Genomic DNA, 13308 nt, shown 5'->3' with positions numbered 1-13308 from the left:
GAATATAGTGCAAAAAATTAGGAAGCCAACATGGAATTACTTATCCAACCGGGAAAACTGACCTTAGCCGATTTACGTCAAGCGTACCTCAACCCGATCAAAGTTAAATTGGATGAAAGTGCCTCATCTGCAATTGATGCAAGTGTGGCTTGCGTTGAGAAAATTGTAAATGAAGGGCGTACAGCTTACGGTATTAACACAGGCTTTGGCTTACTCGCGTCAACCAAAATTGCTCCTGAAGATTTAGAAAAGTTACAACGTTCATTGGTTCTGTCACATGCAGCAGGTGTAGGTGAAGCACTTGATGATGCAATGGTTCGTTTAATTATTCTGTTAAAAGCAAATAGCTTGGCGCGTGGTTTCTCAGGTATCCGTCGTAAAGTAATTGATGCTTTGTTGGCTTTAATTAATGCCGAAGTTTACCCACACATTCCATTGAAAGGTTCTGTAGGTGCTTCAGGTGACTTGGCACCACTTGCACACATGTCTTTAGTTTTACTGGGCGAAGGTAAGGCACGTTATAAGGGTGAATGGTTACCAGCTGTTGAAGCTTTAAAAGTTGCAGGTTTAGAACCAATTTCTTTAGCTGCTAAAGAAGGTTTGGCACTTTTAAACGGTACACAAGTGTCAACTGCTTATGCGTTACGTGGCTTGTTTGAAGCTGAAGACTTATTTGCTGCTGCAACGGTTTGTGGTGGCTTAAGCGTTGAAGCGATGTTGGGTTCACGTGCCCCATTCGATGCTCGTATTCACGAAGTACGTGGGCAACGTGGTCAAATTGATGTAGCTGCGGCTTATCGTGACCTATTAACTGACTCAAGTGAAATTGCACATTCACATGAAGACTGTAGCAAAGTTCAAGACCCATACTCTTTACGTTGCCAGCCACAGGTCATGGGTGCATGTTTAACCCAAATCCGTCAGGCTGCTGAAGTATTAGAAATTGAAGCAAATGCTGTATCGGATAACCCGCTTGTTTTTGCTGAACAAGGTGACGTGATTTCTGGTGGTAACTTCCATGCAGAGCCTGTTGCAATGGCGGCAGATAATTTAGCATTGGCGATTGCTGAAATTGGTTCACTGTCTGAACGTCGTATTTCGATGATGATGGACCGCCACATGTCACAACTTCCACCATTCTTGGTTGCAAATGGCGGTGTTAACTCAGGCTTTATGATTGCACAAGTGACGGCTGCTGCACTTGCGAGCGATAATAAAGCACTTGCACATCCTGCAAGTGTTGATAGTTTACCAACGTCTGCCAATCAGGAAGACCACGTATCGATGGCTCCGAATGCCGGTAAGCGTCTTTGGTACATGGCTGACAACGTTCGTGGCATTTTAGCTGTTGAATGGTTAGGCGCTTGTCAGGGTTTAGACTTCCGTGAAGGTTTAAAAAGCTCGCCTAAACTTGAACAAGCTCGTAAAATCTTGCGCGATCAAGTTCCTTACTACAGCGAAGATCGTTTCTTTGCTCCGGATATCGAACAGGCTAGTGAATTGCTTGCGAGTGGTTGCCTAAACAAGTTACTCATTCCAAAACTACTCCCTAGTTTATCTGAAGTGTGATTGATAAAACGGTCACATGGAGTGGCCGAATCCAACTAAATTTCCTCAAGGATTGGAGATTATAATGTCACAAAACTCCACACTACAGCGGGGTTTAAACACCCGCCATATTCGTTTCTTGGCATTGGGCTCAGCAATTGGAACTGGGCTTTTCTATGGTTCGGCGACTGCCATCAAAATGGCAGGGCCTTCAGTATTACTCGCGTATATCGTTGCAGGGATTGCAATTTATATCGTTATGCGCGCACTGGGTGAGATGGCTGTCCATAACCCTGTTTCTGGCTCATTCAGCCACTATGCATCTCAGTACATTGGTCCATTGGCGGGTTTTACCACAGGTTGGACCTATGTTTTTGAGATGGTGATTGTTGCAATTGCCGATGTCACTGCGTTTGGTATTTATATGGGGTTTTGGTATCCCGATGTACCGCGGTGGATCTGGATTTTGTCTCTCATCATGTTCCTAGGCGCAATTAACCTGATTCATGTAAAAGTTTTTGGTGAACTCGAATTTTGGCTTTCTATTGTTAAAGTCAGTGCCATTGTTGCCATGATTTTAGGTGGCTTGGGTTTAATGTTCTACGGTTTCCATGTTGACCACAGCAATGTTGTACCGGGGCTTCAAAACCTATGGATTTATGATGGCTTCATGCCACATGGTATTGCAGGTTTAGTGGCATGTTTATCTGTAGTGGTATTCGCTTTTGGCGGGATCGAAATTATTGGTCTAACGGCAGGTGAGTCGCAAGACCCGAAAACCACTTTACCAAAAGCAATTAATGCCGTTCCAGTCCGTATTTTACTGTTCTATGTGCTGACTATTTTTGTACTTATGTCGATTTTCCCATGGAACCAGATTGGTAGCCAAGGCAGCCCGTTTGTACAAATTTTTGAAAACTTAGGCATTAAATCTGCTGCAAATATTTTAAATATTGTGGTGGTGACAGCAGCAATTTCAGCAATTAATAGTGATGTATTTGGTGCAGGCCGTATGTTGTACGGTATGGCAAATCGTGGTCAAGCACCGCAAGTGTTCAAGAAACTTTCACGTAATGGTGTGCCTTGGATGACTGTTGTGGTTATGGCTGGCGTGCTGTTAATTGGTGTGGTGCTGAACTACCTGATTCCTGAAAATGTATTTGTCATCATTGCTTCAATTGCAACGTTTGCAACTGTTTGGGTATGGCTCATGATCTTGCTTTCGCAAGTGGCGATGCGCCGTAAATTATCTACTGCTGAAATTAAGGCACTAGATTTCCCTGTATTTGGCTGGCCATATGCACCTGCTTTTGCAATCGGTTTTATGGTGTTCATTTTAGTCATGATGGGCTACTTCCCAGACTCGCGTCCTGCAATTTATGTAGGAATTACTTGGCTTGCTCTCTTAACCATTGCGTATCGCATTTGGGTAAAACCGGAGCAAAGCTTGGGAAAGGAAAGTGAGCCTGTCCAGCAAAACATAGAAATGGAAAGCTAACAAATCAACTGCCCAATAGTTTTACTGTTGGGCAGTTTCGAGGATAGGCTAATGAAAAAACTTTGGCAAAACTGCCATATTGCGACCATGCAAAATGGGCAATATTCTTATATCGAAGATGCTGCAATTGTTACCGAAGGGCATCTCATCCACTGGATTGGAAAACAACAACAACTTCCTGCCGACACTTATTCCGAAACAGTTGACTTAAATGGTGCTTGGGTAACTCCAGGGTTCATCGACTGTCATACGCATAGTGTTTTTGGTGGCAACCGTAGTGTTGAGTTTGAAAAGCGCTTACAAGGCGTAAGTTATGCTGAAATTGCAGCAAGCGGTGGTGGTATTGCCAGTACAGTACGCGCAACACGTGAAGCAAGCGAAGAACAGCTATTAAACTCAGCACTGAAACGTATTCGCTGTATGCAGCAAGACGGTGTCACCACCATTGAAATTAAGTCTGGTTACGGACTCAACTACGAAAACGAGCGCAAAATGCTGCGTGTAATCCGTCAAATTGGTGAAAAATTACCGATGACGGTCAAAAGTACCTGTTTGGCTGCCCATGCGTTACCGCCAGAGTACAAAGATCAAAGCAATGCTTATATCGAGCATATCTGTACAGAAATGTTGCCTAAACTACATGCTGAAGGTTTAGTCGATGCAGTAGATGCGTTTTGCGAGCATTTAGCCTTTTCACCCGCTCAGGTCGAACGTGTTTTTAAAACGGCACAATCATTGGGTCTACCCGTTAAGCTTCATGCTGAACAGCTTTCATCACTAGGCGGCTCAAGCTTGGCAGCACGTTATCATGCTTTGTCGGCTGACCATTTAGAGTATATGACCGAAGATGATGTTAAAGCCATGGCAGAGTCGGGTACGGTTGCTGTGTTATTGCCGGGTGCCTTTTATTTATTGCGTGAAACACAATACCCACCAATTGAAAGTCTGATTAAGCATGGCGTGCGTATTGCGCTGTCGAGTGATTTAAATCCGGGTACATCTCCAGCACTTTCTGTACGTTTAATGCTGAATATGGGCAGTACATTATTCCGTTTAACACCTGAGCAAGCTTTAGCGGGTGTCACCATTCATGCCGCACAAGCGCTCGGTTTAGAGCAAACGCATGGCAGTTTGGAGCAGGGTAAAGTCGCTGACTTTGTGGCTTGGGATATTGAACATCCATCTGAAATTGTTTACTGGCTTGGCGGAGATTTGCCTAAGCGAGTCGTTCAGCATGGACAAGAAGTTATTTTTTAAACGGTGTCACATGAATCACACATTTAAATGGCAAGGCCGACATGATGGCGAGGGTGAGGCACATCAACGTATTCACCATATTGTGAACAAAACTCAACATGCCGAATTTGCCCTGATTGGTTTTAGCTCTGATGAAGGCGTGAAACGTAACAAAGGCCGCGTCGGTGCTGCCGACGCACCAGATGCAATCCGCGCGCAACTTGCTAACTTACCGATTCATCGTCCAGTGAGTCTGGTCGATTTGGGTACGGTGACTTGTGAATATGAGAATTTAGAGCAAGCACAAAGCGAGTTAGCTGAACAAGTCGCAAACAGCCTACAAAATGGTTTAAAACCGATTGTATTGGGCGGTGGACATGAAGTTGCATTTGGCAGCTTTAGCGGTTTATTTCAATATATACAAGCGCATGCGCCAGATAAAAAAATAGGCATCATTAATTTTGATGCCCATTTCGATTTGCGTGAAGCAGAGCATGCCACCTCTGGAACACCTTTTTTACAAGCAGCAAGGCTTTCAGAACAGCATCAAAAACAATTTAATTATTTATGTATTGGAGTTGCCAACCATGCCAATACTAAAGTTTTGTTTGATACAGCCGATGCGCTAAATTGTTCATATTTACGCGATCATGAGGTTAATATTTTTAACCTACCAAACGTGCTCGCGGCGGTTGACGCTTTTATTGAAAAAGTAGACTGCTTGTACGTTACGATTGATTTAGATGTCTTCGCGGCTGCGGTTGCACCGGGGGTCAGTGCGCCAGCCGTAAAAGGAATTGATTTAGCGACTTTTGAAGCAATTTTTAAGCATATTCAAGAGACTGGCAAAATCAAACTTCTAGATATTGCTGAGTGCAATCCAAAATTTGATTTGGACAATCGAACAGCAAAACTGGCTGCGTATATTGTTTATCAATATTTGTTTTCTTGAGAAACAATTTTTAATGTAGAAATGAAAAAGTGCACTGAGATCGCTCATGTGCGCTTTTTTTGACTTTCTGGTAAATTAAAGTCAAATAGGGAATATAGATAGCAACTATAAATAATTTAATTAAAAAGAAAATTAATTTATAAAATCATTGAGTTAAAAAAATACTCGATTTTTACACTATTTTATAGGCTGCTTGGCACGTAATTTGTTTTGTCTATATTTTAAACTTCGTTAAATATGTTTGGATAATTAAATGAAAAACAGAACCTTACATTTTGCTTGTATCAGTGTTTTATTTTGGATGTCTCATTCGTCTAATGCTACAACCCCCGAAATAAATACAAATACCATCGAAAAATCACAATCTAAGCAAAACAGTGATGTCTCTGTTCGGGTGAAAGCTTTAAATCAGCTTTTACAAGAACAATGGGAATATACTTTGAAAAATAATCCTGAAACTGCAACGACTTTAGGCGATTTACGCTACAACGATCGATGGACCGAGTCTTCAAAAAATCAGATTGAGAAAGATAAAAAAACTACTCAAAATTTTTTAAAACGTTTTGAAGCGATTGATAGCACAGGGTTTTCAGCAACTGATCAATTAAATAAAGATTTAATGATTTATCAGTTGAAAGAAACTCTTAAAAATTATGATTTGAAATTGTATGAGATGCCTTTTAATCAAATGTGGGGGCTACATTTACAATTTCCGGGATTTATTAGTTCGATTCCATTTAATAATACTAAACAATATCAAGACTATATTGCTCGTTTAAAACAAATTCCTCTTATTCTTGATCAAGGTATTCAGTTAGCGAAACAAGGGCAAAAAGACGGGTTGATGCCGCCCAAGTATTTAATTGAAAAGGTGGCAAAGCAGATTGATAGCATTGCAGCTCCAGCAGGGAAAGACAGTGTATTTGCTTCTCCATTAAAGCAATTTCCAAACAACATTTCTAAAGCAGAACAAGAACGTTTAAGCCGTGAAATACTACAGGCCATAGATCAGAATGTTCGCCCCGCTTATCAAAAACTCGGTACGTTTATTCAGAAAGATTACTTACCCCATGGACGACAACACGAGGGTATATGGAGCTTGCCAAATGGTGACGAGCTTTATCGTTTTTATGTAGAAAACAATACGACAACGCTAGAGAGCCCTGAAAATATTCATCAGCTCGGGTTAAAAGAAGTTGCTCGTATAGAAGCGGAAATGCTGAAAATTGCGAAAGCACAAGGTTTTAATGACTTAAAAAGTTTCCAACAATCCTTAAAAACAAATCCCGCTGTTTTCCCAAAATCTCGTGAAGAAATTTTAGAGATTTATCGTGGATATATTGCCCAAATGCAACCAGAGTTGCCGAAGCTGTTTGGTTTATTGCCAAAAAATAAAGTCGAAGTTTTACCTGTAGAGCAATATCGAGAAAAAGAAGCGGCAGGTGCGGAGTATCACCAAGGCACACCTGATGGTTCACGCCCCGGACAAGTTTATGTAAATACTGGCGACTTCTCTGAACGTTCTAAAATATCAATGGAAGCAACCGCTTACCATGAGGCAATTCCCGGCCACCATATGCAGATTGATATTGCCCAAAATCTGCCAAATTTGCCGATGTTCCGAAAGCAGCCTAACCATACTGCCTATATAGAAGGATGGGCACTTTACGCAGAGCAACTAGGTAAAGATGTTGGTTTCTATAAAGACCCACTTTCAGACTATGGAAGACTATCGAGTGAGTTGTTCCGTGCTTGTCGTCTAGTGGTTGATACTGGCGTACATTATAAAAAATGGACGCGTCAGCAAATGATTGATTTTATGCGAGAACACTCAGCTTTAGATGAACCAGATATTCAGGCAGAGGCAGATCGCTATATTGCTATTCCTGCACAAGCATTGGCATACAAAATGGGCCAACTCAAAATTTTAGAGCTACGAGAGCTCGCCAAACATGAGCTTGGCGACCGTTTTGATATTAAAACCTTCCATGACATGGTTTTAAATGCAGGAACACTGCCTTTAAATATACTTGATGCCCGTATTAAAAATTGGATAAAGGAACAAAAAGCGGCAGCTTAAAATAAAATTTGAAATTTAGGTCAGGTCCTCGTTGGGCCTGATTTAAAAACCAATAGAAAACAGAATATAATAATAAAAAATATATTTTCGAAACTAGAAATGGAAAAAAACCTAAAACAATATCAGGCTATTATTTTTGATTTAGATGGCACTTTAGCCGACTCCTTTCATTTTTTTCTAAGCGTTTTAAATCAACTTTCCGCAAAGTATAAGTTTAAATCGGTAAGCCTTCACGAAGTCGAGTACTACAAACAACTTACGCCTAGAGAAATTATGAAAGAGATGAATGTCTCTCGATGGAAACTGCCTTGGATTGCGAAAGATTTTATTCAGTTAATGAAAGAAAGAGATGAAGAAATTCATTTGTTTGAAGGTATGCGGGACCACTTAATTGAACTGCATAAGCGTGGATATACGCTCGCAATTATTACTTCAAACTCTAAAGAAAACTGTCAAAATGTACTGGGTAAAGAACTCTGTGAGCTTTTTAGTCATATTGATGGCGGCTCGTCTATATTTGGCAAAGCGAAGCGGATAACGCGTGTTCTCAACATTTTGGATGTAAGTAAAAACCATGCCATTTATGTCGGCGACCAAACCACCGATGGCGAAGCTGCACATAAAGCAGGCATTGATTTTGCTGCGGTAGGTTGGGGTTATACATCGGCCGAAAAATTAAAAACCATTCAACCCAAAGTCGTGCTAACAGACTTGGCAACCATGAAAGAATTTTTCTAAATATATGAAATGCAGGACAAACCATGAATAACAATAACAACCCGATTGGAATGATTGACTCTGGTTTAGGCGGGTTGTCTCTCTTTAAGCATATTCGAGAGGCTCTTCCGAATGAAGACATTATCTATTTCGCCGACTCGAAATATGTCCCTTATGGAGACAGAGAAAGCGACTGGATTGTTTCACGAACCACGCATTTAATTTCAAACTTAGTTGCTCAAGGTAAATGCAAAGCGATCGTGATTGCTTGTAACACCATGACGGCTGTAGCGGTTGAAACGATTAGAGCGCAAATTAATGTGCCGCTTATTGCGATAGAACCAGCGGTAAAACCCGCGGTTGCCATGACCGTGAGCAAGCATATTGCTGTCTTGGCAACGGCAACCACGGTGAAGGGCAAAAACTTAAAAAGTTTAATTGAAACGTATGCGCAAGATATTAAAGTGTCTTTAGTACCATGTATTGGTTTGGCTGAAAAAATTGAAACGGGCAAAGCACATACAGCGGAGGTTAAGGATTATTTAAAAAATATTTTGGCACCATTGGTCGAGCAAAAAATCGATACGATTATTTTAGGATGCACGCACTATCCATTTGTCTCAGACACGATTCAGGAAATTGTAGGGCGTGATATTCAAATTATTGAGCCTTCCGAAGCTGTAACAGCCCAATTAATACGGCAGCTCAATCAGTATCATTTAAGTTCTGAAAGTCCAAATGAGGGAAATCATATTATTTGGACCAGTTCAGACCCGTTAGAAGTTGCGGACGTTACTTTTTCTTTGTTAGGTACGCGTTTACCCGTAAAAGCTATAGAAAATTAAACTCTAGAAAAGATGATAAGAGGTGTTTGCTTATCATCTTATATTTTTATATAGACTATTAAATTAAAATTAACGGATTAATCTATTTTATTAACTAAATATATATAACCCAAGTTTATATTTTAAATTTAATTAAAAGCCATAAATATAATAAGAGGGATAATATTATTTAAATATGAATAAAATGATTATATTTAAACTTTTTCATTAAAATAAATTGACGTAATTAAAATCACCGATTATTATCTCGTTGCTGGCCTACATTGCCAGCCGGTTTTGACAGACCGAGTCTAGCGTATGGGTTATACTTCCTCAGTATTTCCCTTGTGGAACCTTTGTGCCCCCTTTTTCTCTATGGTAGGGCGGAAGGGGGACGCGTACGCGCGTGCTGATCGCTAGACCAGTCTGTCAACCCTCTTTCGTTCTACCACCCTAAATTAGTTCGCGGTAATCTGGTGGTAGAACTCCATTTTTAAGGAGTTGGCCATGCCATTATTCAAACTCATTTTCTCTCTTAATTAATTATTTTATTTATTTAAAGTTTAGGTTTTTTGCGACCTGATTTTTAAATTTATAAATTATTTCTATTTTAAAATTTTAATTATTTTATTTTCCTATGTTTGTGGGAGGATTAATTATTGTCTAAAAATTATTTTAATATTTAATCGGATTATATTTTTATTTTATTTAAAGATACAAATAATCATGAGAATAATATGAAACTTCATAAATTTATATTGATTTTAAATCTTGTGGTCGGTGCTTACAGTATTACCAATGATGATGCCAATGCCCAGCAGGAATTTAAAAGAATTTGTTTGTCAGGTGAACACATGCAAGCCAGTTGCGATTGTATTTGCCAACAGCTTGCACAGGTGTATTCGCCTCAAACCATGCAACGTTTAAAACACACCAGTTTGCAAAGTCCTGTTCTCCCACAGGACTTTGCCCCTAACTTGTTTAGCAGCATTCAACGCTGCGACAAAACTGAAATGGGCTAAGTTCGCTTAGCTCCTTTATCTCTGTGTCGCAATGATGTCTCAAGCTTTTAAATCAGCGCAAAAGTAAAAGTCTGTTGTGACATAGGGGCCTAGCGGAGTGTCCTTTATGTTCTGGTATGAACGCAATAAAAAAGCCCGATATGCGTTACATATCGGGCTTAATCAATCAGTTATTAAAGCAAGTGATGCCTTAATAATGATCTTTTTTGAATTACTCTACAGTTACTGACTTCGCCAAGTTACGTGGCTGGTCAACGTCTGTACCACGTAATACAGCAACGTGATAAGACAACAACTGAACTGGTACGCTATAAATGATTGGAGCAAGCCATTCGTTTACTGCCGGAATTTGTACAACGTGTTGACGATCTTTTTCAACTACGCCGCTATTTTCATCAGCGAATACGAATAATTCACCGCCACGCGCCTGAACTTCTTCCATATTTGACTTAAGCTTATCAAGCATTTCATCGTTTGGCGCAAGAATCACGATTGGCATTTCAGTATCAACAAGTGCCAATGGCCCATGTTTTAACTCACCAGCCGCATAACCTTCTGCGTGAATATATGAAATTTCTTTAAGCTTTAACGCACCTTCCAAAGCGATTGGATAATGTGTGCCGCGGCCTAAGAATAAACAGTGTTGTTTTTCAACAAACAATTCTGATAAACGTAAAATTTCAGCATCATTCTTAAGCGTATCAAGAATTACTTTCGGGCTGTGCCACAATTCGCGAGCAATCTCTTCAATCATGACATTGCTAATACGCTGTTTTACTTGTCCAATTTTTAAGACGAGTAGCATAAGTGCAGCAAGCTGAGTAGTGAACGCTTTAGTTGATGCAACACCAATTTCAGGCCCCGCAAGGGTCAATAAGTGGTGATCAGTTTCACGTACCATTGAAGACGTCGCAACGTTACAGATAGTCAAAGTTTGAATATCGATATTGTTTGCTTTGGCACGTTTTTGAGTTTCACGTAATGCAGCTAAAGTATCGGCTGTTTCACCTGATTGAGAAATACAGATATAGAGCGTATTTTCAACAATCACAGGTGTGCGATAGCGGAATTCACTTGCGATTTCAACTTGGCAAGGCACGCCAATCAGTTGTTCAAACCAATATTTCGCGATCATGCCTGAGTGATAGCTTGTACCACATGCAATAATCTGTACGCTTTGAACTTTGCTAAAGTCTGCTTCAGCATTTTGCAAGAAGTCTTCGCGTAAGCTGTTGCCATCCAGTGCTTGAGAAATCGTTTGTTTAATTGCTTCTGGTTGCTCATAAATCTCTTTGAGCATGTAGTGCTTGTATTCACCTTTTGAAGCATTGCTTACCGTTGCGTCAAGCTCTTTCACTGGACGTTCAACAAGTTCACCGTTTGCAAATACTTCAATTGAAGTACGAGTCAGGCGAGCAATATCACCTTCTTCTAAATACATAAAACGGTTAGTCACAGGTAAAAGCGCAAGTTGGTCTGAACTAATAAAGTTCTCACCAATACCTACACCAATCACAAGTGGTGAACCTTCGCGTACAGTGATTAACTCATCTGGGTAATCGCTATGAATAATACCCAGTGCATATGCACCTTTAAGCTGAGGAACAACAGATTGTACTGCTTCAAGTAAGCTGTCAGTGCTTTTTAGTGCTTCTGCAACTAAGTGAGCGACAACTTCTGTATCTGTTTGAGAGGTAAATACATATCCTAAAGCTTGAAGATCATCTTTAAGCTCTTGATAGTTTTCGATAATACCGTTGTGAACGACTGCCACTTTACCCGACATGTGCGGGTGAGCATTATTTTCAGTTGGTTTACCATGTGTTGCCCAACGTGTATGAGCAATACCAACTACCCCAGTGAGCTGCTGATCAGCAACTGCATCGGCAAGATTAATCACCTTACCTACACGACGCTCACGTAAAACTTCTTCATTATTCAGTACAGCAACGCCTGCTGAATCATAACCGCGATATTCAAGACGTTTTAAACCTTCAATTAAAATTTCGGTTACACAACGCTCTGCAACGCCTCCGACGATACCACACATAATTCAATCCTCTTATTTTTCACGCTTTTGGGGACGTTGATAATTTGCCTTAGAAATTTGTTGAGCACGTTCAAAGGAGAGACTTTGTTCAGCCACATCTTTCGTAATCACAGAACCCGCACCGACTGTTGCTCCATTTCCAATAGTCACAGGCGCAACCAGCGAGCTATTAGAACCGATAAAGACTGCATCGCCAATAGTGGTTTTGTGTTTATTTGCACCATCATAATTGCAGGTAATTGTACCTGCCCCAATATTTGAATCGGCACCGATCTCGGCATCACCTAAGTAGGTGAAATGATTGGCTTTACTGCCAAGACCAATGGTTGTGTTTTTGACTTCAACAAAGTTACCAATGTGTACTTCGTTTGCCAATTTAGCGCCTGGGCGTAAGCGTGCAAATGGACCAATTTGGGTGTTTTCACCAACAATTGCACCATCAAAAACGCTATAAGGCTGAACTTTGGTTCCCGCTGCAATTTTTGTATTTTTCAAAATACAACCAGCACCGATTTCTACAAAGTCACCGAGTTCACAGTCACCTTCAATAATGACATTTACGTCAATACGAACATCGTGACCAACTTTCACAGAACCACGTAAATCGAAACGAGCAGGGTCGGCAAAAGTTACGCCTTGTTGCATAAGTTCTTTTGCTTGCTGTTGCTGAAAATCGCGCTCAAGTGTCGCAAGTTGTAAGCGGTCATTAACCCCTTCAACTTCAAAAGCCAGTTCTGGCTGAATGGAGGCAATTTCTAAGCCATCTGCAACTGCCATCGCAACGATGTCAGTTAAATAGTATTCACCTTGCGCGTTTTCATTAGAAAGCTTAGGTAACCATTCATGAAGTTTTGCATTGCTGACACAGTAAATACCTGTGTTGATTTCTTGAATTTGGCGCTGAGCATCAGTTGCATCTTTATGTTCAACAATCGCTTGAATTTTTCCGTCTTGGCGAACAATACGGCCATAACCTGTTGGGTTGTCGACATGTAAAGTAATCATGCCAATACCGGTTTTACTTGATACTTCAACAAGTTGCTCTAGCGTTGTTTGACGGACTAAAGGAACATCACCGTATAAAATTAATGAAATACCGTCTTTAGGAAGTACCGGTAAAGTCATTTGTACAGCATGACCTGTACCTAATTGTTCTGCTTGTTCAACCCATTGAATGTTTTCTTGTGCAAACGTCTGTTTTACGTGATCGCCGCCATGTCCATAAATGGTAATGATATTTTCTGCTAATAGTTGTTTTGCTGTCTTAATAACATGTCCTAGGAGTGGGCGACCAGCTAAAGGTTGCAATACTTTAGGTAGTTGTGAACGCATTCGCGTTCCTTTGCCTGCAGCTAGGATAATGACGGTAGTTGACATGAGT

At 40.5% G+C, this 13308-nt stretch carries 9 protein-coding genes and 1 pseudogene; 8 read left to right on the top strand and 2 right to left on the bottom strand.

The genetic code is table 11. The annotated features are described in order from the left end of the window. The first annotated feature begins 30 nt into the window (after nucleotides 1-30). The 8 genes and pseudogenes from hutH to MKL35_RS16500 all read left to right on the top strand — a co-directional run bounded on the left by hutH (nucleotide 31) and on the right by MKL35_RS16500 (nucleotide 9887). A complete protein-coding gene (hutH, locus tag MKL35_RS16535) occupies nucleotides 31-1569 on the top strand; it encodes a histidine ammonia-lyase (RefSeq protein WP_004704779.1) in 1539 nt (512 codons plus the stop codon). A gap of 64 nt (nucleotides 1570-1633) precedes the next feature. Continuing rightward, entirely contained in the window at nucleotides 1634-3046 is a 1413-nt protein-coding gene (locus MKL35_RS16530; protein WP_004711375.1) for an amino acid permease, read from the top strand. A 51-nt stretch (nucleotides 3047-3097) separates the two neighbouring features. Next, nucleotides 3098-4303 (top strand): imidazolonepropionase, encoded by a 1206-nt coding sequence (gene hutI / locus MKL35_RS16525; RefSeq protein ID WP_032011099.1) that lies wholly within the window; start codon nucleotides 3098-3100, stop codon nucleotides 4301-4303. A 10-nt stretch (nucleotides 4304-4313) separates the two neighbouring features. After that, the gene (hutG, locus tag MKL35_RS16520; protein WP_032011097.1) at nucleotides 4314-5234 is read left to right on the top strand and encodes a formimidoylglutamase; all 921 of its coding nucleotides are present in this window, start codon (nucleotides 4314-4316) and stop codon (nucleotides 5232-5234) included. 253 nt (nucleotides 5235-5487) lie between these two features. Next, a complete protein-coding gene (locus MKL35_RS16515; RefSeq protein WP_032011095.1) occupies nucleotides 5488-7314 on the top strand; it encodes a DUF885 domain-containing protein in 1827 nt (608 codons plus the stop codon). A 99-nt stretch (nucleotides 7315-7413) separates the two neighbouring features. Next, nucleotides 7414-8052, top strand: coding sequence for an HAD family hydrolase (locus MKL35_RS16510; RefSeq protein WP_004711385.1), 639 nt, complete (start codon nucleotides 7414-7416; stop codon nucleotides 8050-8052). A gap of 23 nt (nucleotides 8053-8075) precedes the next feature. After that, a complete protein-coding gene (murI, locus tag MKL35_RS16505) occupies nucleotides 8076-8876 on the top strand; it encodes a glutamate racemase (RefSeq protein WP_032011093.1) in 801 nt (266 codons plus the stop codon). Between the two features lie 716 nt (nucleotides 8877-9592). Beyond that, a pseudogene (locus tag MKL35_RS16500) lies at nucleotides 9593-9887 on the top strand (hypothetical protein). Nucleotides 9888-10088: 201 nt separating this feature from the next. Here MKL35_RS16500 and glmS read toward each other — a convergent pair. Both glmS and glmU read right to left on the bottom strand, forming a co-directional pair. Further along, nucleotides 10089-11927, bottom strand: coding sequence for a glutamine--fructose-6-phosphate transaminase (isomerizing) (gene glmS / locus MKL35_RS16495; RefSeq protein WP_002053990.1), 1839 nt, complete (start codon nucleotides 11925-11927; stop codon nucleotides 10089-10091). 12 nt (nucleotides 11928-11939) lie between these two features. Beyond that, nucleotides 11940-13304 (bottom strand): bifunctional UDP-N-acetylglucosamine diphosphorylase/glucosamine-1-phosphate N-acetyltransferase GlmU, encoded by a 1365-nt coding sequence (gene glmU / locus MKL35_RS16490; RefSeq protein ID WP_032011075.1) that lies wholly within the window; start codon nucleotides 13302-13304, stop codon nucleotides 11940-11942. Nucleotides 13305-13308 lie beyond the last annotated feature (4 nt).

It is taken from the genome of Acinetobacter sp. AOR41_HL, assembly GCF_027854645.1.
GTDB lineage: Bacteria > Pseudomonadota > Gammaproteobacteria > Pseudomonadales > Moraxellaceae > Acinetobacter > Acinetobacter nosocomialis.
The sequence above is the reverse complement of the archived record's forward strand: the minus strand, read 5'-3'. Positions and strand labels throughout refer to the sequence as shown.

What these genes read in the sequence shown, in the direction of transcription:
- hutH (WP_004704779.1), top strand. Translation starts at nt 31, where the DNA reads ATGGAATTACTTATCCAACCGGGAAAACTGACCTTAGCCGATTTACGT.
- murI (WP_032011093.1), top strand. Translation starts at nt 8,076, where the DNA reads ATGAATAACAATAACAACCCGATTGGAATGATTGACTCTGGTTTAGGC.
- hutI (WP_032011099.1), top strand. Translation starts at nt 3,098, where the DNA reads ATGAAAAAACTTTGGCAAAACTGCCATATTGCGACCATGCAAAATGGG.
- glmS (WP_002053990.1), bottom strand. Translation starts at nt 11,927, where the DNA reads ATGTGTGGTATCGTCGGAGGCGTTGCAGAGCGTTGTGTAACCGAAATT.
- MKL35_RS16530 (WP_004711375.1), top strand. Translation starts at nt 1,634, where the DNA reads ATGTCACAAAACTCCACACTACAGCGGGGTTTAAACACCCGCCATATT.
- MKL35_RS16510 (WP_004711385.1), top strand. Translation starts at nt 7,414, where the DNA reads ATGGAAAAAAACCTAAAACAATATCAGGCTATTATTTTTGATTTAGAT.
- hutG (WP_032011097.1), top strand. Translation starts at nt 4,314, where the DNA reads ATGAATCACACATTTAAATGGCAAGGCCGACATGATGGCGAGGGTGAG.
- glmU (WP_032011075.1), bottom strand. Translation starts at nt 13,304, where the DNA reads ATGTCAACTACCGTCATTATCCTAGCTGCAGGCAAAGGAACGCGAATG.
- MKL35_RS16515 (WP_032011095.1), top strand. Translation starts at nt 5,488, where the DNA reads ATGAAAAACAGAACCTTACATTTTGCTTGTATCAGTGTTTTATTTTGG.